The sequence below is a fragment of the Rhodococcus sp. GA1 genome (genome assembly GCF_024321955.1).
In the GTDB taxonomy this organism is placed as follows: Bacteria; Actinomycetota; Actinomycetes; order Mycobacteriales; family Mycobacteriaceae; genus Rhodococcus; species Rhodococcus pyridinivorans.
The window spans coordinates 1,541,580-1,563,141 of sequence record NZ_CP097186.1; the positions used below are offsets into that span (position 1 = coordinate 1,541,580).

18 protein-coding genes and 1 pseudogene are annotated in these 21,562 nt (G+C 67.8%); 3 read left to right on the forward strand and 16 right to left on the reverse strand.

What is annotated here, in order from left to right; all coding sequences use genetic code 11:
• Positions 1-34: 34 nt before the first annotated feature.
• The 9 genes from M3330_RS07125 to M3330_RS07165 form a co-directional block, all read right to left on the reverse strand.
• The gene (locus M3330_RS07125; protein ID WP_006551608.1) at positions 35-1,669 is read right to left on the reverse strand and encodes a cation acetate symporter; all 1,635 of its coding nucleotides are present in this window, start codon (positions 1,667-1,669) and stop codon (positions 35-37) included.
• On the reverse strand, positions 1,666-2,031 hold the full coding sequence (locus tag M3330_RS07130) for a DUF485 domain-containing protein (RefSeq protein WP_019289889.1): 366 nt from the start codon (positions 2,029-2,031) through the stop codon (positions 1,666-1,668). Before M3330_RS07130 ends, M3330_RS07125 begins: the two co-directional genes overlap by 4 nt.
• A gap of 124 nt (positions 2,032-2,155) precedes the next feature.
• Positions 2,156-3,952 carry a cation acetate symporter gene (locus M3330_RS07135; protein WP_019289890.1) on the reverse strand — a complete coding sequence of 599 codons (1,797 nt, stop codon included), beginning with the start codon at positions 3,950-3,952 and terminating at the stop codon, positions 2,156-2,158.
• 7 nt (positions 3,953-3,959) lie between these two features.
• Positions 3,960-4,334, reverse strand: coding sequence for a hypothetical protein (locus tag M3330_RS07140; protein WP_024103122.1), 375 nt, complete (start codon positions 4,332-4,334; stop codon positions 3,960-3,962).
• Positions 4,331-5,113, reverse strand: a complete 783-nt coding sequence (locus tag M3330_RS07145; protein ID WP_006551612.1) for a LytTR family DNA-binding domain-containing protein — start codon at positions 5,111-5,113, stop codon at positions 4,331-4,333. The genes M3330_RS07140 and M3330_RS07145 overlap by 4 nt, the downstream gene beginning before the upstream one ends.
• A 31-nt stretch (positions 5,114-5,144) precedes the next feature.
• Complete coding sequence (locus M3330_RS07150; RefSeq protein WP_024103121.1) at positions 5,145-6,359, reverse strand: sensor histidine kinase; 1,215 nt, start codon at positions 6,357-6,359, stop codon at positions 5,145-5,147.
• A gap of 74 nt (positions 6,360-6,433) precedes the next feature.
• Complete coding sequence (locus tag M3330_RS07155) at positions 6,434-7,948, reverse strand: SulP family inorganic anion transporter (protein WP_064852102.1); 1,515 nt, start codon at positions 7,946-7,948, stop codon at positions 6,434-6,436.
• Positions 7,949-8,022: 74 nt separating this feature from the next.
• Positions 8,023-9,669: a Na+/H+ antiporter gene (locus M3330_RS07160; RefSeq protein ID WP_255028001.1), complete on the reverse strand. Its 1,647-nt coding sequence runs from the start codon at positions 9,667-9,669 to the stop codon at positions 8,023-8,025.
• Positions 9,670-9,766: 97 nt separating this feature from the next.
• A complete protein-coding gene (locus tag M3330_RS07165) occupies positions 9,767-10,681 on the reverse strand; it encodes an alpha/beta hydrolase (RefSeq protein WP_039587520.1) in 915 nt (304 codons plus the stop codon).
• 413 nt (positions 10,682-11,094) lie between these two features.
• Here M3330_RS07165 and M3330_RS07170 point away from each other — a divergent pair.
• From M3330_RS07170 to M3330_RS07180, 3 genes and pseudogenes are all read left to right on the forward strand, one after another.
• Positions 11,095-11,235 (forward strand): annotated as a pseudogene (locus M3330_RS07170) (hypothetical protein); the annotation flags it as partial.
• Between the two features lie 175 nt (positions 11,236-11,410).
• Positions 11,411-11,557, forward strand: coding sequence for a glycoside hydrolase family 15 protein (locus M3330_RS24465; protein ID WP_230809823.1), 147 nt, complete (start codon positions 11,411-11,413; stop codon positions 11,555-11,557).
• A 124-nt stretch (positions 11,558-11,681) separates the two neighbouring features.
• On the forward strand, positions 11,682-12,638 hold the full coding sequence (locus M3330_RS07180) for a TIGR03885 family FMN-dependent LLM class oxidoreductase (protein ID WP_255028015.1): 957 nt from the start codon (positions 11,682-11,684) through the stop codon (positions 12,636-12,638).
• 24 nt (positions 12,639-12,662) lie between these two features.
• Here M3330_RS07180 and M3330_RS07185 read toward each other — a convergent pair whose 3' ends face one another.
• From M3330_RS07185 to M3330_RS07215, 7 genes are all read right to left on the reverse strand, one after another.
• The gene (locus tag M3330_RS07185) at positions 12,663-12,947 is read right to left on the reverse strand and encodes an antitoxin (RefSeq protein ID WP_230809780.1); all 285 of its coding nucleotides are present in this window, start codon (positions 12,945-12,947) and stop codon (positions 12,663-12,665) included.
• 63 nt (positions 12,948-13,010) lie between these two features.
• Complete coding sequence (locus M3330_RS07190) at positions 13,011-15,488, reverse strand: HAD-IC family P-type ATPase (protein ID WP_230809779.1); 2,478 nt, start codon at positions 15,486-15,488, stop codon at positions 13,011-13,013.
• A gap of 52 nt (positions 15,489-15,540) precedes the next feature.
• Positions 15,541-16,674, reverse strand: a complete 1,134-nt coding sequence (locus tag M3330_RS07195) for an MBL fold metallo-hydrolase (protein ID WP_024103115.1) — start codon at positions 16,672-16,674, stop codon at positions 15,541-15,543.
• Positions 16,671-17,402 carry an enoyl-CoA hydratase gene (locus M3330_RS07200; protein ID WP_064852131.1) on the reverse strand — a complete coding sequence of 244 codons (732 nt, stop codon included), beginning with the start codon at positions 17,400-17,402 and terminating at the stop codon, positions 16,671-16,673. Before M3330_RS07200 ends, M3330_RS07195 begins: the two co-directional genes overlap by 4 nt.
• 107 nt (positions 17,403-17,509) lie before the next feature.
• On the reverse strand, positions 17,510-18,310 hold the full coding sequence (locus M3330_RS07205; protein WP_197483223.1) for an AfsR/SARP family transcriptional regulator: 801 nt from the start codon (positions 18,308-18,310) through the stop codon (positions 17,510-17,512).
• 235 nt (positions 18,311-18,545) lie between these two features.
• Complete coding sequence (locus M3330_RS07210; protein WP_082937633.1) at positions 18,546-20,105, reverse strand: phosphopantetheine-binding protein; 1,560 nt, start codon at positions 20,103-20,105, stop codon at positions 18,546-18,548.
• Positions 20,102-21,553, reverse strand: a complete 1,452-nt coding sequence (locus tag M3330_RS07215) for a class I adenylate-forming enzyme family protein (protein ID WP_255028029.1) — start codon at positions 21,551-21,553, stop codon at positions 20,102-20,104. The genes M3330_RS07210 and M3330_RS07215 overlap by 4 nt, the downstream gene beginning before the upstream one ends.
• Between the last annotated feature and the right edge of the window lie 9 nt (positions 21,554-21,562).

Consider the following 21,562-nt stretch of genomic DNA (forward strand, 5'->3'; position numbering starts at 1 on the left):
CCCGATCGGGAGCGGGCCACTGCGGCACGAAAGATCAGTGGGAGACGGCCTTCTCCACACCGACACCGGTGAGCGAGCGGACCTCCATCTCCGCCTGCTTGTACCGGTCCTCCTGCTTGCGGCGTCCGACGAAGGTGCCGACGATCCCGAGGACGAACGCGAGCGGGATCGACACGATGCCCGGGTTCGACAACGGGAACCACGAGAAGTCCACGTTCGGGAACATCGCCGAGGGTGCACCGGACACCGCCGGGGAGAACACGATGAGCACGAGGCAGCTGATCAGACCGCCGTAGATGCTGAACAGGGCGCCGGTCGTGTTGAACTTCCGCCAGAACAGCGAGTACAGCAGGGTGGGCAGGTTCGCCGAGGCGGCGACCGCGAAGGCCAGGGCCACCAGGAAGGCGATGTTCTGTCCCATGGCGAGGATACCGAGGACGATCGCCACCAGACCGATCACGACGACCGTGATCCGCGAGACCCGCACCTGCTCGTCCTCGGTGGCGTTGCCACGCTTGATGACACTGGCGTAGATGTCGTGGGCGAAGGATGCCGAGGCGGTGATGGCCAGGCCGGCGACGACCGCAAGGATCGTGGCGAAGGCGACGGCCGAGATGATCGCCAGGAACAGAGTGCCGCCGAGTTCGAAGGCCAGCAACGGAGCCGCAGAGTTCTCCTTGCCGGGAGCGCCGAGGATCGCGTCGGGGCCGACCATCTTCGCGGCACCGTAACCGAGCACCAGGGTGAACAGGTAGAAGGCGCCGATGAGGGCGATGGCCCAGGTGACCGAACGACGTGCTTCCTTGGCGGTCGGCACGGTGTAGAAGCGCATCAGCACGTGCGGCAGGCCCGCGGTGCCGAGGACCAGCGCGAGACCGAGCGAGAGGAAGTCGATCTGGGTCATGTTGCTGATGCCGTACTTGGCACCGGGAGCGAGCACGTCACGCTGCGCGACGGCCTCGTTCGACGAGCTCGACACCATCGCCTGAGCGTCGGCGAGCAGCTGCGAGAAGTTGCCCCGCACCGCGAACAGGACGAGCACGAACATCAGGCCCGCCCCGGCGACGAGCAGCACGGCCTTGACCATCTGCACGTAGGTCGTGCCCTTCATGCCGCCGATGAGCACGTACACGATCATGAGCACACCGACGACCGCGACGACGATCGCCTGGCCGGCCTTGCCCTCGATGTCGAGCAGCAGCGCGACGAGTCCGCCGGCGCCGGCCATCTGTGCGAGCAGATAGAACAGCGACACCGCGAGGGTCGAGAGCGCCGCCGCCATGCGGACGGGGCGTTCCTTGAGCCGGAAGCTCAGCACGTCGGCCATCGTGAACCGGCCGGTGTTGCGGAGCAGTTCGGCGACGAGCAGTAGGGCGACGAGCCATGCGACGAGGAAGCCGATCGAGTACAGGAAGCCGTCGTATCCGTAGACGGCGATCGCACCGGCGATACCGAGGAACGACGCGGCCGACAGGTAATCGCCGGCGATGGCGAAGCCGTTCTGCGGCCCGGAGAACTGGCCACCGCCGGTGTAGAAGTCGGAGGCCTTCTTCGTCGTGCGGCTGGCCTTGATGACCAGGCCCATCGTCACGACGACGAACGCGACGAAGATGGCGATGTTGAGGATCGGGTTACCGACGTCGGCCCCACTCTGCGCGAGAACGGTCACTGCTGCGGTCCTTCCAGTTCCTCGCGGATCGCGGCGGAACGCGGATCCAGCTCACGGCCGGCGAACTTCACGTAGACGGCGGTGATCACGAAGGTCGTGACGAACTGGCCGAGACCCAGGATCAGCCCGACGTTGATGTTGCCGATGACCTTCGTCGCCATGAACTCGTCCGCGTAGGTGGCGAGCAGGACGTACAGGGCGTACCAGGCCAGGAAGAACGCCGTCACCGGGAACACGAAACGGCGCAGACGGCTGCGCAGTTCCTGGAACTCCGGGCTCTCCTGCATCGTGACGAACTCCTGCGGCGTCGGTATCCGTCGCTGCTGGGGTACGCCACTCTCGCTGAGTGGTGCTGTGGTCACTACCGACTCCTTGGTCGTCGTGTGAGGTGAGGATGCTCACAACGCTAATGAGACGGTTGTCACACGAACAGAGGAGGCAAGAGATGGAACGACGAGGGGTGTCCTCGTGCGACGAACGGTCACGTCACCGCGACGAACGGCGCCTCTCCCCGGGTCCCCGCCCCCGGTCGCCGAACGCTCCGAGTTCGCGGTCGCGGCCCATGCCGAGCCGCTCGGGCACGTGCATGCGAGAGAAGGTCCTGCCGACGTCGCGCGGGATCCGGCGACGCGTCAGCACGCTCACCGCGATCATCGTGACGAACGCCAGCGGCACGCTCAACGCCGCAGGATAGGCAGAGAGCACCGTCGGCCACCCTGCGGCCACCGACGGATCGATCGGCAGCAGCACGGTGGCCAGGGCGGCGCCCCCCGCAACGAGACCACCGACGACCATCCCTGCCGCGGCACCGATCGCGGTGAGGCCACGCCACCAGATCCCCAGGACCAGCAGCGGACACAGCGTCGACGCAGCGATCGCGAAGACCTGTCCCACCGAACGCGACAGGTCGAGCGAGGTCACCGACAGCGCCAGCACGAGCGGCACCACGCCCGCGAGCACCGCGGCGATCCGGAAATCGCGCACCCGTCCGCGCAGCACGTCCGTGGACAGCACGCCCGCGACACTGACCAGCAACCCGGAGGAGGTCGACAGGAAGGCCGCGATCGCGCCCGAGGCTACGAGGGCCGCGAGCAACTGCCCTCCCCAGCCGGACAGCACCGATCCCGGCAGCAGCAGCACCGCGGCGTCCGACCGTCCCGTGATGAGCAACTGCGGGACGTACAGGCGCGCGAACACTCCGAGCAGCGTCGGGAACAGATAGAACAGCCCGAGCAGCCCGATCACGGCAAAGGACGTCATGCGCGCCGCGCGACCGTCCGGGTTCGTGTAGAAGCGCACCAGCACGTGCGGCAGACCCATGGTTCCGAGGAAGGTCGCAAGCATCAGCGAGTAGACCTGGAACAACGGATGTTCGCTGCTCGCCCCCAATCCGGCCCCCGGCGACGCCCAGCTGTCGTTGTCGGTCGGCGCACCGGCCACCACCGGCACCGGAGAACCGGCATCGAGGACGAGTTCGGTGCCTGCCCCGAGGACGTGCTCTCCCGGCTCGAGTTCGAAGTCACCTGCGACCGATCGGCCGTCGATCTCCCCGGTCACCACGACCGGCAACGGCTCGGCGACCTGCACGACCACGTCGATCGTCACGTCGACGGTCGTGATCTCCGCGACGGTGGGCGGCACGGGTTCGTCGACGGCCCGGTGGTCGCCGACGAAGTGCAACGTGAGGACCAGTGCGGGCAGGGCGACCGCGGTGAGCTTGAGCCAGTACTGGAAGGCCTGCACGAACGTGATCGAGCGCATCCCACCGCCGACCACGTTGGCCACGACAATCACCCCGACCACGGCGACGCCCACCCAGTCGGGCACTCCCAGAAGGATGTTGAGCGTGAGTCCCGCGCCCTGGAACTGCGGCACCAGATACAGGATGCAGATGATCGCCACGACCATCATCGACAGCGTGCGCAGCCACTTCTCCCCCAGCCGGAACTCCGCGAAGTCCGGGACGGTGTAGGCACCCGAACGTCGCAGCGGCGCAGCGACGAACAGCAGCAGACCCAGATAGCCGGCCGTGAAACCGACGGGATACCACAGGGCATCGGCACCGAACTTCGCGACGAGCCCGGCCACCCCGAGAAAGGATGCCGCCGAGAGGTATTCACCGGAGATGGCTGCGGCGTTCCAGCGTGGCCCGACGCTGCGGGAGGCGACGAGGAAGTCCGAGGTGGTGCGCGCCATCCGCACGCCGTACACACCGATCGCGACGGTGGCGATCGCCGCGGCGACGAGACCGACGACGGTGACGACGGGAATCGATCCGCTCACGGGGTCGTCAATCGTCGGTGAGGTCGGTGAAATCCTGCTCGTTGCGTTCGGCGAGGCGCAGATACACCCACGCGATACCGAGCAGGATCGGATAACCGACCACACCGAGCAACACCCACGGCAGGCGGATCCCGAGGACCGTCACCACGGCGAGACCGGGAGCGACATGGAACAGCACCGGAATGGCGCCCAGCAGGCACACGGTGAACAGCGCGACCCGCAGGGCGAGCCCGAGCTGTGCCCGGACCAGCCCGCGGACCATCGCGTCGCCCACCTCGGTCTGTTGCTGCACCTCGACCCGGGTGCGGACCATGCGCGCCCCGCGCCGTTCGGCGAGGACAACACGCTGCCGCTGCGGGGGCGATCCGCCGGTGGTGCTCATCGCGACGTCCACGACTGCATCGGACCGCGGATGAGCCGGTCCTTGAGTTCCCGCGTGTGCCGGCGGCTGACCGGCAGTTCGACGGGCGGGGAGTTGCTGTCGCTGCGCAGGCACACGACGAGACCCGAACCCACACTGCGGATACCGGTGACGAGCGGCAGCGCCACGAGAAAGGAGCGGTGCACGCGCAGGAAGCCGGCATCGGCCCAGCGGCTCTCGAGCGTCGATATCGGGATCCGCACCAGGTGCGAACCGGTCGCGGTGTGCAGTCGCGCGTAGTCGCCCTCGGCTTCGACCCAGTGGACCGACGAGCGCGGCACGAGCGTGGTGACACCGCCGAGCTCGACCGGGATCACGTCGTCGCTCTGGCCGGTGTCGGATGCGGCCTGCGCCGCGGGTCGGCTGCGTTCGGCGATCCGCCGGACCGCTTCGGCGAGTCGTTCCTCCCGCAGCGGCTTGAGGACGTAATCGACGGCGCCGAGGTCGAACGCCGAGACCGCGCGATCGTCGTGCGCGGTCACGAACACCACGGCCGGGGACACCGCGAAATTGCGCAGGATGCCTGCGAGTTCCAGCCCGTCGAGTCCGGGCATGTTGATGTCGAGGAAAACCGCGTCGATGCCTCCGTCGCGCAGCACGCGCAGAGCGGTCGTCGCGTCTCCCGCGGTGTGGACGACGCCGATCTCCTCCTGCGCGCGCAGCAGGTAGGCCAGCTCGTCGAGGGCGGGCGGTTCGTCGTCGACCGCCAGCACGGTCAGGTTGTCTGTGATCTCGTTCACGGCGAATCCATCGTGCCATGCCCGGTGTTCCTCACGGCCGGATACCCGCCCTGAACTTCGGCACGCGCATGCTCACCCGGGTGCCGGCCCCCGGCGCGGTCTCGACGACGAGGCCGTAGTCGTTACCGAAGGCCGCACGCAGCCGGTCGTCGACGTTGGCGAGACCCACGTGCGCGGACTCGCGGACACCGCTGCCGTGCTCGCTCTCGGCGATCGCGTCGAGCGTGCCCGATCGCAGCAGGTCCGGGTCCATGCCGATCCCGTCGTCCTCGACGCTGATGACGCAGTCGGTGCCTTCGTCCGCCGCGGTGATGGTGATCGTGCCCGTGCGAGTTTCCTTGCCCGCGATCCCGTGCCGCACGGCGTTCTCGACGAGCGGCTGCAGAGCGAGGAAGGGCAGCGTCACGTTGAGCACCTCGGGCGCGATCTGCAGGCGCACCTCGAGGGCGTTGCCGAAGCGGGCACGTTCGAGCGTCAGGTACCGGTCGATGTTGCGCAGTTCGTCGGCGAGCAGGGTGTACTCACCGGCCGCGCGGAACGAGTAGCGGGTGAAGTCGGCGAAATCCAGCAGCAGTTCGCGGGCCCGGTCCGGGTCGGTCCGGACGAACGACGCCACCGTGTTGAGCGCGTTGTAGATGAAGTGCGGACTGATCTGGGCGCGCAGCGCGCGGACCTCCGCGCGGTCGAGCCGGGCGCGGGAGGCATCGAGTTCGGCCAGCTCGATCTGACTGCACGCGTACCGCGCCACCTCGGTGATCGCGCCGAGCAGCGCCGGGCCGGGTTCGACGGTCGTCACGACGCCGAGCACCCCCGCCACACCCATGTCCTCCACGACGAGCGGCTGGGCGATCAGTGCGCGGGCCGCGAGGTCGCCGTGGTCTCGTCGCAGGTCGTGGTGCCCGACGAGCACGCGACGCTTGTCGGCAACGGCACGGCCCGCGGCGGTGATCATCGCGTCCGTCAGTTCGTCGAACGGGCCGTCCCAGGCGAGCAGGGCGCCGTTCTCGTCCAGCAGCGCCACCGCGCGCGCTTCGGCCAGCAGCATCCGCAGGTGCGGAGCGGCCTCCTTCGCGGACGACGCGTCGAGCCCGGCGCGCAGGGGGCGCGCCGCGAGGGACGCCGTGTGCAGGGTCGCGTGGACCGCGCGTTCGGCGGGTGTGGTGACCACCCGCCGGGTCCACAGCACCACCGAGACCACGACCAGCACCAGGAGCAGTACCACCGCGGCGAGCTCGATCGCGATCATGCGCTCACGTTACGTCGAATCGATCGCCGTCGAGTTGCGCCTCGACAACGGCAGCCTGCTCCCGGGAGGCGCAGTCAGTTCTCCCCACCGAGTCGGCCGGACAACCGGCGGAGGCGTTCTAGGCTCGCGCCGTCCAGTCCGACGATGGTGACCGTCTTGCCTTTGGCCGCGTACTTCTGCTGGATCGCATCGAAGGTCGCGACGGTGGACGCGTCCCAGATGTCGGCGGCGGTGAGGTCGACGACGACGTTCTCCGGGTCGCCGATGTAGTCGAACTGGAAGACGAGATCGTTGCTCGACGCCCAGAACAGTTCCCCCGTGACCCGGTAGGTACACGTGTCGTCGCTCGTGAGGGTCCTCTCGACCGTGGTCATGTGCGCGACCCGGCGGGCGAACAGCACCATCGCGGTGAGCACACCGAGCACGACCCCGATGGCGAGGTTGTGGGTGACGACCGTGGCCACGACGGTGACGACCATGACCAGGGTCTCACTGATCGGCATCAGTCTCAGGGTGCGCGGATGCACGCTGTGCCAGTCGATCGTCCCGACGGAGACCATGATCATCACGGCGACGAGCGCAGCCATCGGGATCAGGCCGACGATGTCGCCGAGCACGACCATGAGGATCAGCAGGAACACACCGGCCGCGAACGTCGAGATGCGGGTCCGCGCCCCGGACACCTTGACGTTGATCATGGTCTGGCCGATCATGGCGCAGCCGCCCATGCCGCCGAAGAATCCGGTGACGATGTTGGCGATGCCCTGCCCCCATCCCTCCCGGGTCTTGTCGGAGTGGGTGTCGGTGATGTCGTCGACGAGCTTGGCCGTCATGAGCGATTCCATGAGACCCACGAGCGCCATCGCGAGTGCATAGGGCGCGATGATCTCGAAGGTGTCGAGCGTGAACGGCACGTCCGGAATCAACAGGGAGGGCAGGCTGTCCGGCAGTTCACCCTGGTCGGACACGTTGGGCACGTCGAGCGAGAACACCACCGTCACCACGCTGAGGAGCACGATCGCCACCAGCGGCGCCGGGACGATCTGCGTGAACCTCGGCAGGAAGACGAGCACGAGGAGGCCGACCGCCACCATGGGGTACACGAGCCACGGCACGTCGATCAGGTGCGGCAACTGGGCGACGAAGATCAGGATGGCCAGCGAGTTGACGAAGCCCACCATGACGCTGCGTGGCACGAACCGCATGAGCCTCGCGACGCCGAGCAGGCTGAGCAGGATCTGGAAGACGCCCGCGAGGATGACGGTCGCGATGAAGTACTCGACGCCGTACTGCTTGGCCACCGGGGCGATCACCAGTGCGACCGCCGCGGTCGCTGCGGAGATCATGGCGGGGCGCCCACCGACGAACGCGATGGTGATCGCCATCGTGACCGAAGCGAAGAGCCCGACGCGCGGATCGACTCCCGCGATGATGGAGAACGAGATCGCCTCGGGAATCAGCGCGAGCGCGACCACGAGGCCGGCGAGCAGTTCCGTCTTGAGGCGTGCAGGTGATCGGAGGGCGGAGCGGACGGAAGTGTCCGTTTCGGGATCGTGCAGCGCCGAATCCCGGCCTTGCGGTGTGTTCACTTGCGGAAAGTCTACCGTTGCGCCTGTCGTCCGACCGTTGTGCGCCTGTCGTCCGACCGTTGTGCACCGTCGTCCTACCGCTGCGCACCGTCGTCCCGGCGCCGGCGGCGGATGCGCTCCTCCACCGCCGCTTCGTCGATGTCCAGGCTCTCGAGCACGTCGCGGAGGATCTCGTCGTCGAGTTCACCACGATCGCGGGCGTCGATGAGGGCCTGGCGTCGCGCCCGCAGGGATGCCCGCCGGATGTCGTCGAACAGCGCGGCCAGTCGCGTTCCGGCGTCCTCCGCGGTGTCCTCGACGGTCTCCGCCTCCTGCCGGGATCGGAGCGACGTGCGTGCTTTGGCCAGGAGTCTGTCGTAGATCTCCGGGTCCACGCCGTCGGGTGGCTGCGCGGCGAGTTCGGCAAGCACACGGTCGCTGGACTCTGCCGAGATCCTGCGGGCCACGGTCATCTGTTCCTCGGTCCGCAGCCGCTCGTAGGGGTCGGTGACCTCGAGTCGGCGGATGAGCCACGGCATCGTCGCGCCCTGGATGAGGAGTGTGCCGATGGCGACGACCAGCGCGGAGATCTGGATCATCTCGCGGCCGGGGAAGGGAGCACCCGATGCGATCACCACGGGCACCCCACCGGCCGCGGCGAGGGTGACGACCCCGCGCATGCCCGCCCACGACACCACGACGTGTTCCCGGAAGTTCAGCTGGTCGCGGCCGAGGCGTTCGGATCCGGCGCGCCGCACGAGCGCGCGCCGGCCCCAGTGCAGCAGACCCCACGCGGGTCGCACGATCATGACGACGAGCAGGATCACCACCGCACCGAGCAACGCGAGGCGCAGGTCGGCGCCGCTGTCGCGGACCTCGTCGAGGACGAACCGCAGTTGCAGGCCCATGTAGGCGAAGACGAACGTCTCGAGCACCACGTCGATGCTCTTCCACACCGCGCGTTCCTGCAGTCGCGTGCTCACCGAGACCTCGGTGGCACGGTGCCCGATGAACAGTCCGGCAGCGACGACGGCGAGCACTCCCGAGGCGTGGAGCTCCTCGGCGGCGAGATACGCCGCGAACGGCAGCACCAGCCCCAGCACGGTCTCGAGCGGCGAGTCGTACATCCGGACGCGGATCAGGTGGACGATGTATGCGAGTGCCAGACCGACAGCGACCCCACCCGCGACCTCGTAGAGGAAGAACAGGAGCGGCGAATCGGCGAGGATGTGTGTTCCCGTGACGGCCGAAATCGCCACGGTGAACAGGGTCAGGGCGGTGGCGTCGTTGACCAGACCTTCCCCGGTCAGCACCGCGATGACCCGTTTCGGCAGTCCGAGTCGCTGTCCCACGGCGACGGCACTGACCGCGTCGGTCGGTGCGACGACCGCGCCGAGAGCGAGTGCCGCACCGAAGGTCAGCGTCGCCATCATCGCGGACGCCGTCCACGCTACGACGAACGCCGTGACGAGCACCGTGTAGATCCCGAGCCGCAGGATCGACGGCAGATACTGCCGGAAGGTGGGAACCGAGAACCGCAGGGCCGACGAATACAGCAGCGGCGGCAGGACGACCCCGAGGATGATGTCCGGGTCCAGTTCGAGCCGCGGCAGACCCGGTGCGAACGACACCAGTGCTCCGACGGTGACGAGCACGAGCGGGGCCTGCAGGTCGCGTCGCGACGCGACGGCCGTCACCGCGATCCCGGCGATGACGACCAGCAGGATCCACGCGCCGTTCATCGCGACGGCACCGTGCCAGGTGTCCGGTTCACGGTGTGATGGTGACACAGCCGGCGGCCGGCCGAAGCGAACCCGCAGTCGGGTGCCGGATCCGTGATCACCCTTGTGCGGCCACCCCGGTGATGACGGCACGCGTCGTGGCGATCAGCCGGGTGAGTCCGGGCTCCTCGATCGGCCAGTGCCCGCAGTTCTCGAGCAGGACGGCCTGCGTCGGCGCGGAGATGCGGTCGAGGAACCGCAGGCTGGGCTCCGGTGGGGTCCAGCGGTCGGCGGCCGGGTGCACGAGCGTGACCGGGGCTGCGGTGAAGTCCTCGGGCGCGGCATGCGGGTAGGTGAACCAGTCGGCCAGAAATCCCAGCGGGATCCGGACTCCTCCCCCGAGCGGGTCCGACTCGCACATGCGCGTGAGGTCGGGGTCGTTGCTCATCCGGTTCATCCGCACGAGCCATCTGATCGGCAGTCGGAGATCACCTGCCACCCGGGCCACGGGCGGCAGAAGCGACGGTGCCACCTTTCCGGCGAAGCCCCATCGGGCTGCGGCTACCCGCCCCTGGGGGTCGCCGGGGTCGAGGAGGCAGGTCGCGACCACCGCGGCCACCTGTCCGGTGCGGGCCGCGACCTCGTAGGCCATCATCCCGCCCATACTCGCGCCGAAGAGGACCAGCGGCCGGGGATCGTCGGCGCGTTCGGCTGCGACGAGGTCGCAGAGCAGGTCGATCCAATCGCAGTACCGGACCTGCGAGGGACGGGGTTCGACGGTCCGTCCGTAGACGGGCATGTCGGGGAAGAGGATGTCCACGTCGTCGTCCGCGGCCAGCGAGGCGAACGACCAGAGCGCCGCGGAATGGCCGCCCGCGCCGTGGATTCCCATCACGCGCACCGGAGCATCGGGGCGAGGGTTGCGGGCGATGTGGACGCGGCGACCGCGCCAGTCCCACCAGGTGGACTCCGGTTCTCGACAGGCCGATCGGTAGTTCTCGGGCAGGAACTCGGCATAGGCCGCTGCGGTCATCGTCCGATCCCTTCGTCGTCGCACGACGGGTGATGTCTGCACCACGTATACGGCGCACGATAGCTGCACGCCCTTACCTGCACAATGTCGAGAAGATGTGAAAAATTCGCTGTGGCACAACGAATCCCGGATACACGGCGGCCACGTCTTCTTCTTCGGCCACCCTGCCGGATGCCGTTCGCCCCGCCCCTCCTGCTTCCACGACGCGCCCGCACACCCGATCTCGCAGCGAGACCGGCAGGTCGTTTGCCCCGACGCAGCCGGGGTATGCAACCGATCGACCGCCGTGTACCCGGCCCCAGCGAGGAGTGCGTGTGATCCCAGCCCGCGACGACGACGGCTATGCGGACCTGCGCACCTATGCCGCGCTGGGTGACGGTGACACCGTCGCCCTCGTCGCCGAGGACGGTTCGGTGGACTGGTATCCGGTTCCGCTCCTCGATTCGCACCCGGTCTTCGCACGACTGCTCGATGCACCGGCGGGCGGTTCCGTCGAGTTGCAGCCTGTCGCCGAGTTCACCGTAGAACGCGCATACGTGACGGGTACGAACGTGCTGAGCACCGTCTTCACCACCGCGCAGGGCCGGGTCCGCGTGACCGATTCGATCGACACGGGCGTCGCCGGGCGGTTGCCGTGGGGTGAGCTCGCCCGCCGCTCGATCGGCGGCGGCTTCGTCCGTTCCGGAAATCCCGGACGGCGAGAAGAACTGGGACTACCGTTTCGCCTGGGTGCGCGACGCCGCCTACACCCTGCACGCGTTGATCCGTCTCGGCGATCGCGAGGAGGTGCACGCCGCGATGAGCTGGTTGCTCCGCGTGGTGCGCGATCAGGGCGCCGACGCGAAGGTGTTCGCCCGGGCCTGTACTCGGAGATGATTGCCGAGGACGGCACCTTCCTCGGCAATCTCCCCCAGGGGCTGAGCCATCTCGCACTCATGACGGCTGCACTGGCCCTCATCGAGAAGTACTGATCGCCGATCGACCGGAGGAGCGGACAGGTATGACGCTGATAGGTTTTCACGCCTCACACGAACAGGCGTCCCCATCCCGCCTGCTCGAGGACGTCCGGCTCGCGGAAGCGGCCGGTTTCGGGGCGGCCATGTGCTCGGACCACATCGAACCGTGGTCGCGTCGCCAGGGGCACTCGGGGTTCGCGTGGTCGTGGCTCGGAGCGGCCCTGGCCACCACGGACCTACGTTTCGGCGTCGTCACCGCGACCGGCTTCCGCTACCACCCGGTCGTCACCGCCCAGGCCACCGCCACTCTGGCATCGATGTTCCCGCAGCGCTTCTGGTTCGCCCTTGGCAGCGGTGAGCACTGCAACGAACGCATGTCCGGAGTTGCCTGGCCGCCCAAGGAGGAACGGCAGCAACTGCTCGGCGAGAACCTCGACATCGTGCGACGCCTGCACGCGGGCGAAGTCGTCGACCACGACGGCGCGGTGAAGGTCGACCGCGGACGGGTCTGGGACCGGCCGGAGACTCCTCCCGACATTCTGCTTCCCGCACTGACTCCCGGGACGGCCGGTCGTTTCGCCGACCGGGTCGACGGTCTCGTCACCGTGAACGCCCCGCTCGAGGACCTGCGGCGGATCCTCGGCGCTTACCGCGACGGGGGCGGACGCGGACGGACCGTGCTGCAGGTCCATCTGAGTTGGGCGCCCACGCGGGAACGCGCTCGGGAGATCGCGCGGGAACAGTGGGCGACGAACGCCTTACCGCCGGAACTCATGGCAGAACTCGCCACGCCCGAGGAATTCGAGGCCCACGCCGCCGAACTCGACGACGGCGCTCTCGAGGGCGCGGTGATCGTGTCCGACGATCCCGCCGAACACGTCGACCGCTTGTGCGAATTCGCCGAACTCGGTTTCGACGAGATCTATCTGCACCATGTGGGGCCGGATCAGCGTCCGTTCATCGACACCTTCGGCGACACCGTACTGCCATACCTGCCGTGAACGGGGCTGCCGCCCCTGCCTCGATCAGGGCTGACGCGGTCCCGGCTGCGCTTCGGGCCCGGGGCCGCCCTCGGGACCCGGTTGCCCGCCCGGCTCCGGCTGCGCGCCCGGAGCGGGATTACCGGTAGTACCCAGATGTCTGCGGGCGGCGTCCTGCGCCTTGTCGACGTGCTGGGTGTACTTCCCGCCGGTACGTCCGTCCACCTGGTCTCCGACCTTCTCGATGAACTGATCGGCCTTGTCGGGGTTCTTCGAGGCGTAGTCCTTGCCCTTGTTCACAAGGCCCTTCACCGAATCCATGAAACCCATCGTTCGGTCCTTCCCTCGTCGGATCGCTGTGAGGTTCGGGCGCACCGATCCGTGCGCTGCGGGTCAGTGTACGCCCGGGAGCAGATCGCCGGAGGCGGCGAACAGGCGGCGATGCTCCCCGTGGAGACGTCCCGACACCCACCACAGGGCCTCGACGAGGACGACTCCGATCAGCCCACACGTCACCGCGATCGTCGAGTACGCGACGTTCGACGGATCGAGCGCGAAGAACTCCCGGGTGAACGGCACGGAGAACAGGATCACGTAACCGAGCACCGAACCGGCGAGCAGCACGATCTTCCACCACTGGTACGGGCGGGCGACCACGGCGAGCACCCACAGCGCGATGATCAGCAGGGTGATCAGGGCCGAGGTGCCGGCCTGGATCTTCTGCTGCTCGGTCTGCTCCGGGCCGCCGTAGACGAGCACGTAACAGACGAAGGTCGCCACACCGACGACCACGCCCGAGGGGATCGCCAGTCGCATCACGCGGGAGACGAAGCCCGAGCGTGCCCGCTCGTTGTTCGGTGCCAGCGACAGCAGGAAGGCGGGTATGCCGATGGTGAACCACGCCGCGATCGTCACGTGCCGGGGCAGGAACGGATAGGGCAACGGCTCGAAGTCGAACACCTGCGACAGCACACCCGACACGCCCACCAGGAAGGCGAGCAGCACCGAGTACACCGTCTTGGTGAGGAACAGGTTGGAGACGCGTTCGATGTTGCCGATGACCCGGCGACCCTCGGCCACCACGTAGGGCAGCGTCGCGAACTTGTTGTCGAGAAGGACGATCTGTGCGACCGCGCGGGTCGCGGGACTGCCCGACCCCATCGCGACTCCGATGTCGGCGTCCTTGAGGGCGAGCACGTCGTTGACGCCGTCGCCGGTCATCGCGACGGTGTGACCGCGCGACTGTAGCGCGCCGACCATCGAGCGCTTCTGATCGGGACGGACCCGGCCGAAGGTCGTCGAGCCTTCGACGACGTCGGCGAGTTCGTTCTCGCCCTCCGGCAGGGAACGCGCGTCGATGGGAGACGCGCTGCCCGGCAGGCCGAGCGACGAGGCGACCGCACCGACGGCGATCGCGTTGTCGCCGGAGATGACCTTGACGTCGACCTGCTGGCCGGCGAAGTACTCGAGGGTCGGCTTCGCGTCCGGGCGCACCCGCTGTTCGAGGACGACGAGCGCGGCGGGCGTGACCGTGCCGGGGGCGAGTTCGTCGTCGACCGGGCGGTCGCTGCATGCGAGGAGCAGCACCCGCAGCCCGCTCGAGCCGAGTTCCTCGGCGCGTCGCGCCGCCTCGGTGCCGGGGTCGAGCAGCACGTCGGGTGCGCCGAGCAGCCAGTTGCCGTGGGTGCCGTACGACTGGCCGCTCCACTTCTTCGCCGACGAGAACGGCGCGACCGCCGTCGGCTCGCCCCAGCCGGGGGCGGTGGGGAACGCCTCGGCGATCGCGAGGACGCTGGCGTTCGGACGCGGGTCGTCGGCCGCGAGCGCGGCCAGGGCGGCGCGGGCCTCGTCGAGGCCGCTGCCGTCGAGGGACTCGAGATCGGACAGGCGCATGCCGTTCTCGGTGAGCGTGCCGGTCTTGTCGGCACACACCACGTCGACGCGCGCGAGGCCTTCGATCGCCGGCAGCTCCTGCACGAGGCACTGACGACGTCCGAGGCGGACGACTCCGACCGCGAACGCGATGGACGTCATGAGCACGAGACCCTCGGGCACCATCGGCACGAGGGCGGCGACCATGCCGCTCAGCGCGGGGCCGAGCGACTCGCCGCTGGAGAAGAGCTGGTTGTAGATGATGAGCAGACCTGCCGGGATCATCAGGTAGGTGATGAAACGCAGGATCTTGTTGATGCCCGCGTTCAGCTCCGACTTCACGAGCGTGAACTTGCTCGCCTCTTCCGCGAGTCGCGCCGCGTAGGCGTCGCGGCCGACCTTCGTCGCACGGTAGGAGCCGGAGCCGGAGGCGACGAAGCTGCCCGACATCACCGTCGAGCCGGGCACCTTGTGCACGGCATCCGACTCACCCGTCAGCAGCGACTCGTCGAGTTCGAGACCCTGGGCCTCGACCACCTCGCCGTCGACGACCAGCTGGTCGCCGGGGCCGAGCTCGATGATGTCGTCGAGCACCACCTCGCGCGGAGCGATCGGTGCGGCGATGCCGTCCCGGCGCACGACGGGTTTCGTCTGGCTGACGATGGCCAGCTTGTCGAGGGTGCGCTTGGCACGCACCTCCTGGATGATGCCGATGCCGCTGTTCGCGATGATCAGCAGACCGAACATGCCGTCGATGATCGAGCCGGTGGCCAGCACGATCAGCAGCAGCACCCCGAGGATCGCGTTGATCCGGGTGAACACGTTGGCCCGGACGATGTCCTTGACCGATCGGGACGCGCGGTCGGGGACATCGTTGGTGAGGCCACGTGCCACACGCTCGGCGACCTGCTCGGTGGACAGCCCCGTGGCTGCATGGTCGGATGCGAGGACCGGCGCCTCGCCCGTTCCCACCACCGTCGTGGGCTCTTCTACTGCCATGACGAACCAGATTAGGGCACGAAAGCGAACAACCGGTGCCGTGGCAGGGGGATCAGCTCGACGTGAGCCACCACGGATCGACCGCGACGGACTTCGACGCATCGGACTTCGACACGTCGATCCGCTGACCCGGCATCGGCACCGCGGTGGTCACCTCCGACTCCCGCGCGGCGGGCAGCAGCCGGGTGATGGGCTCCGACCAGGCGTGGAAGGCGAGGTCGAAGGTTCCCCAGTGCACGGGGACCAACAGACTGTCGTGACGGTCGACGCCACCGAGGTCGAGATGCGTGCGCACCGCCTCCTCGGGGTTCATGTGCACGTCGGGCCATCGCTTGTCGTAGGCGCCCACGGGCAGCAATGTCAGGTCGAACGGGCCGTAGGCCTCGCCGACGTCGGCGAACCGCGGGGTGTACCCGCTGTCGCCGCCGAAGAACACCCGGCGCGTCGGCCCGGTGAACACCCACGACGACCACAACGTGATGTTGCGCTGCAGGCCGCGCCCGGAGAAGTGCCGGGCCTCGGTGCACGTGATGCGCAGGCCGTCCACCTCGACGTGTTCGTCCCAGTCGAGTTCGACGATGCGTTCCTCGGCGATCCGCCAGCGGCGCAGGTGCGCGCCCACCCCGAGCGGCACGACGAACCGGACGGTCGGCTGCAGCACGGCGAGGCTCTCGACCGTGAATCGGTCGAGATGGTCGTAGTGGTCGTGCGAGATCACCACCGTGTCGAGGCGCGGCAGGGTTTGCAGTTCGACCGGCGCCGGATGCAGACGTGCCGGGCCGACAGTCGGTGAGGGTGACACGCGCTCGCTCCACACCGGGTCGCACAGCACCCGGTAGCCGTCGACCTCGACGAGGGCGGTCGAGTGCCCGAACCACGTCACGGCGAGTTCCGCCGCGTCGACCGGCGCGAGATAGGTCGACAACGGCACCTCGGTGCGAGGTCTCCCCCGCGACCCGCGGGTGAGCAGGTCTTTCGCGAAACCGCCCGCCGCCTCGGCGCCGAGCACGGACGCAGGGTCGGTGTTGTGGAAACGACCGTCGCGGTAGCGGGGCGACGCGGCGGCGTAGGGACGGATGTCGGAGACCGAGGCGCCGATGGAACCGGGCAGGCCGTTCACGGCGCGCGCGACCCACAGCGTGCCTGCTCCGGCGAGCGCTGCCGAGACGGCGGACCGGATGTTCATCGTCCGCGGAAGGTCGGGTCGCGGCGCTCGGCACGAGCGAGCCTGGCCTCCTGGGCGTCCTCGCTGAGCCACGCCGCGGCGAGTGCGGCGGTCTGCTCGGGTGTGGCCTCGTCGCGGGTGCCGTCGTCGTTGAGGAACAACTTCATCGCGTTCAGCGACAGCGGCGCGAGCTTCGCGATCTCGTGCGCCCAGGCCTGCGCGTCGGCGAGGTCGCCGATGCGATTGGCGAGCCCACGCGCGAGAGCTTCCTCGGCGGGGACGGGTTCGGCGGCGAGGAAGACCGCGCGTGCGGGACCGCCGCCGATGAGTGAGGCGAGTCGCCGGACCGTCCAGCGGTCCACCGAGATGCCCAGGCGCGCAGCAGGAACCGCGAAACGCGCAGTGGGCGCCACGACCCTCAGATCCGCCGCGAGCGTCAGTTGGGTGCCGGCACCGATGGCCGGGCCGTTGACGGCCGCGATCACCGGGATCGGGGCGTCCACGATGGTGCGCAGCATCTCGGCGAGGCTGTCGGTGAATCCTTCGGCGTAGACGTCGCCGGAGAGATCGGCCCCGGCGCAGAAGCTCGTGCCCCGCCCGGTGATCACCACGACACGCGCGTCGTCCGCCACGGCCTTGTCCACGGCCTCGCGGATCTCCACGCACAACTGCGTGTTGAGCGCGTTCCTGCGTTCCTCGCGTTGCAGTTCCACGGTCACGACGTCGCCGTCGCGGCTGATCCCGATCATGTGTCGCCCCATCCCTTCGTCACCGAACACCACGCATCATTCCACCAGGGCGGCCGACGTGTTCCGATGGCGACCGGATGCGTGCGGATCCGAAGCGGAACCGGAGGTCAGAGGGCCACCTGAACGCTGGGCCGCCCTGACTGCGACGCCAGGATCGAACGATGGATCGCGCGGATATCCGAGCCCGGTTCGACTCCGAATCCGTCACTCAGGTCTTCGCGCAACTTGCTGTACACCTCGAGAGCCTCGATCTGGCGACCCGACCGGAACAGTGCCCGCATCAACTGCCCGTGGAGAGTCTCGTGCACCGGGTATTCGAATACCAGGGCCTGAAGCTCCGAGACCACCGTGTGCAACTCACCCATATCGAGCATCACTTCGTTCCGCAGTTCGATGAGCGCCAGCTCGACTTCCTCCATCTTCTGCACGAAGGCGCCGAGCTTCGTACCCCCCTGCGCACCGCCGAGGATCGGCTTGTGGAAATCGGCGGCAGCCTTGTCGAGGGCTGCGATCGACTCCGGAAGACTGCTCTTCCGGTGGAGTTCGCGCGCCGTGTCGTATTCCACGAGGACCCGACACCAGTCCACCACGTGACGGTCCACCGCCAACCGGTAACCACGGTTCTTCGTTTCGATCAGACCCGGATCCACTCCGCACCTCTGCGCGAACATACGCAGCTGCGAGATGTACACATGTATCGATTCGCGGGCGCGACGTGGCGGCTCGGATCCCCAGACCGCGTCGATGAGAACATCGACCGGTACGGTCCGTTGCGGTTCCAGCACGAGGCACACCCACAGGGCACGTATCCGGTTCCCCGAGGGCAACTCGTGACGCGCCCCGCCCACGGTGATCTCCAGTTCACCGAGCACGGCCACATCGCTCACCCGATCCGACGCAACAGCCACAACAGTCCCCCCGTCCCGGCACAATGTCATATCACTCGAATGCTTTATGGCCGAATGCAATACGGCACACAGGGGCAGATGCCCACGCGGGAGAACTCTACAGCCGGACATACGGCGGGAAAACCGGCGATCGCGACTGTGAGCGGATTCACAGGCGTAACAGATCCCAGCTTGGACGGGGTTCCGAACCGTACCGAATTCTACACCAGGACTTCATCTTCAGGAAATCAAAGGGTCAAACCGATGTGTGCCACTCACCGCTTTCGATGCGCGACCCGGCCTGTGACCGGATCACCTCCCACAGCCCCAACGGGGTATCGCACCGACCGTCGAACAACGCCTCGTCGGGTACCGTCACCGCGTAATGCGCCTCGACCGTTCCGAGGAGATGGACCAGCGCGAGCGAATCGATGCCGAGCGCCTGCAGCGTCTCGTGCGGCGTGATCTCGGCTGCCGCGTCGAGCCTCGGCAGTACCGAACGGAGCATCGTCTCGTAGTGTTCGTCCCAATTCCGCACCTTCTCCTGGTCCGACTTGTTCTCCTGCACGAAAGACACTTCCTCCCTGGCGAATACAACACGTGATGCAGCAACGACCCGCTGGCCACGGGTGACGACCTCGACCGGCGCCGGGCGCGAGAGAAAACCCATGAGACTGGCGGACAGGCCGTACGCCCCCACATTGGGGACGGAGATGATCCGACCCGGTGCGATGTCGCCGAATTCGATATGACGATTCAGGACGTCGGCCGGGGTACACAACGGACCGACGACAGCACCGGCCGCCGGGGCTCCATCGGAGGCCGAAGGGCCGAGCGCCGCGCTCGCACGCATCGGCAGCACACGTCCGATTCCGGACAAACCGCCCACGTGGTGGATACCGGTGTCCGTCACCACGAAATCCTTGTCACGGCTACGTTTCACGTCGAGCACACGCGCCACGAGCGTACCGCTGTCACACGTGAGATACCGACCGGACTCGAAGACCACCTTCGGATTGCCCTCACGCCATCCGGGTAGGCGACGGTCGAGTTCGAACTCGACGGACTCCCGCAGGGAGGGATACAGCGGGCGGGAGCCCTCCACTCCGTACGGGGCGGCGAAGCCACCGCCGAGATCCAGGACTTCGAGCGGGATCTCCCACCTCTCCGACAGTTCCACCGCGTACCGGATGCTGTTGACGATTTCCTCGATCAGGGCGTCCTCGTCGGTGGCGTTGCTCATCGGATAGAAATGGAAACCGTGAACGCGTGCGCCCGCGATCACGAGGTCCATGGGGAGCACCTCCACACTGTCGAGGTCGATCCCGAACTGCGAGGGGGTTCCCGTCATCCGCATCGCACCCTGCCCCGGGGCCGACGGTGCGTTCACGCGCAGAAGGCAGTCGGCCACGGAACTTCTCCGTTCCGCGGCAGAGGCGACACGACGCAAGTCGCGCACGGATTCGCAGGAGAAATTACGTACGCCGGCATCGAGCGCGGTACCGATCTCGCCTTCCGTCTTACCCGGGCCCGTATACAGCGCTTCTGCAGGATCGAAACCCGCCGCGAGCGCCGCCGCGAGTTCGCCGACGGAGCTGATCTCCGCCCGGCAACCGGCCGCTCTCAGTATCGCTCCGACATCGCTGTTGGGATTCGCCTTGAGCGAGAAGTAGATCTCGCTTCCGCCGGGAAGAGCCGCACGCAGGTCGGCTACCGCCTGCTCGATCGACTCTGCACGGAAGATGTACACCGGCGTCCCGAACTCGGCCGCGATGCCTTCGTACAGGTCGCCGGTACTCGTCGAGTGGTTTGTCACTGGTTCTCCTCGAATTCGCGGATCACACGCCGTGTGTCGATCTTTCCGTTGGCAGTCAGAGGCATTCGGTCGACAACGACACACAGTCCCGGAACTTTCTGGGGCTCGAGCCTTCGGTGCAGGTCGTCGACAACGTCACTCGCGGATACGCTTCCGGTCACCACGACCGCCAGTTCACGCTCGCCGCGCGGTGGGATCACGACGACCTCGCGTATCCCGGGAACCCGCTCCACTGCAGCGGCGATCTCGGTGACGCTGGCACGCACACCCTTCGTCTTGAAAATGTCGTCACGCCGCCCTCGGAAGTACAGGTAACCGTCGTCGTCGACATATCCGTAGTCACCGGTGCGAAGGAACGCGGTGCCGTCCGGCCACCGTCCGAACCTCTCCGTTGTCATCTCGGGCTGCTCCCAGTACCCGTCCATCACGTTCGGTCCGGACACGACGATCTGTCCGACCGAACCGGGTTCGACGGGCCTGCCGTTCTCGTCCAGGATCGTCACCGCGGTACCGGGCAGGGGGCGACCGACGCTTCCGGGACGGATCCGGTCGAGATCCGGTTCGGCCACGGTCACCCGCTTGCACTCGGTGATGCCGTACATGGCCACGATCGCGGCGCACGGCAACACCTCCCGTAACTCGGCGATACGGGACTCCGACAGGTCGGCTCCGGTACTGGTGACCATGCGAACCGAGCATGCGGGACCGGACCGTCGTAGCAATGCGTACAACATGTGGGCGACCGGCGGTACGACGGGCAGAACCGTGACGTCGATGCGTCGGATCACGGCGAGCATCTCGGTGGCGCGCGCAGCATCGGCGAGCACGACCTGCGCGCCTACCGAGAATGCGAGCAAGAGCTGGTACAGCCCGTAGTCGAACGACAGCGGCGACAGCAGGGCGATCGTGTCGTCGGCACGATAGTTCAGCCGCTGTTGTATCGCGTGCACGCCGAACTCCATCGCGGACGCCGGGCACCGCACTCCTTTGGGCGCAGCCGTACTTCCGGAGGTGTACATCAATGCGGCGAGTGCCGACGGCTCGTGCGCCACGAGGTGCGGTGGATCGAGTGGGTCCGACGGATCGGTGAGGGCGCCGTCCACCACCAGTACCGGTCGGCAGTCCTCGACGATTCCTTCCAACTGGGTGTCGGTCAGTTGTGGGTGGAGCGGCACATAGGTCGCTCCCAGCCCCCACACTGCGAACGCAACGGCGACGGCATCGGGGGTGGCGGACATGCGCACAACGACCCGTTCTCCAGGGCCGACCCCGAGACGCGCCAGTTGGGCCGCGACCTCGACCGTGCGGTCCCACAGCCGGTCGTAGGAGAACATTGTGCCGTCCACCGTGCGAAGAGCGACAGCGTCGGGTGTTTCGGTACGGGCAACGGCGAGTAGTGCGAACGGGCCGCGGAAAGCGACCGCGGCGGTTGCACTCAGGTCTGTCATGGCAGTCCT

Excerpts from the sequence above, each read along its gene's own strand:
- M3330_RS07160 (WP_255028001.1), bottom strand. The coding sequence starts at position 9,669 with ATGAACGGCGCGTGGATCCTGCTGGTCGTCATCGCCGGGATCGCGGTG.
- M3330_RS07180 (WP_255028015.1), top strand. The coding sequence starts at position 11,682 with ATGACGCTGATAGGTTTTCACGCCTCACACGAACAGGCGTCCCCATCC.
- M3330_RS07185 (WP_230809780.1), bottom strand. The coding sequence starts at position 12,947 with ATGGGTTTCATGGATTCGGTGAAGGGCCTTGTGAACAAGGGCAAGGAC.
- M3330_RS07150 (WP_024103121.1), bottom strand. The coding sequence starts at position 6,359 with ATGATCGCGATCGAGCTCGCCGCGGTGGTACTGCTCCTGGTGCTGGTC.
- M3330_RS07165 (WP_039587520.1), bottom strand. The coding sequence starts at position 10,681 with ATGACCGCAGCGGCCTATGCCGAGTTCCTGCCCGAGAACTACCGATCG.
- M3330_RS07195 (WP_024103115.1), bottom strand. The coding sequence starts at position 16,674 with ATGAACATCCGGTCCGCCGTCTCGGCAGCGCTCGCCGGAGCAGGCACG.
- M3330_RS07140 (WP_024103122.1), bottom strand. The coding sequence starts at position 4,334 with ATGAGCACCACCGGCGGATCGCCCCCGCAGCGGCAGCGTGTTGTCCTC.
- M3330_RS07200 (WP_064852131.1), bottom strand. The coding sequence starts at position 17,402 with ATGATCGGGATCAGCCGCGACGGCGACGTCGTGACCGTGGAACTGCAA.
- M3330_RS07190 (WP_230809779.1), bottom strand. The coding sequence starts at position 15,488 with ATGGCAGTAGAAGAGCCCACGACGGTGGTGGGAACGGGCGAGGCGCCG.
- M3330_RS07215 (WP_255028029.1), bottom strand. The coding sequence starts at position 21,553 with ATGACAGACCTGAGTGCAACCGCCGCGGTCGCTTTCCGCGGCCCGTTC.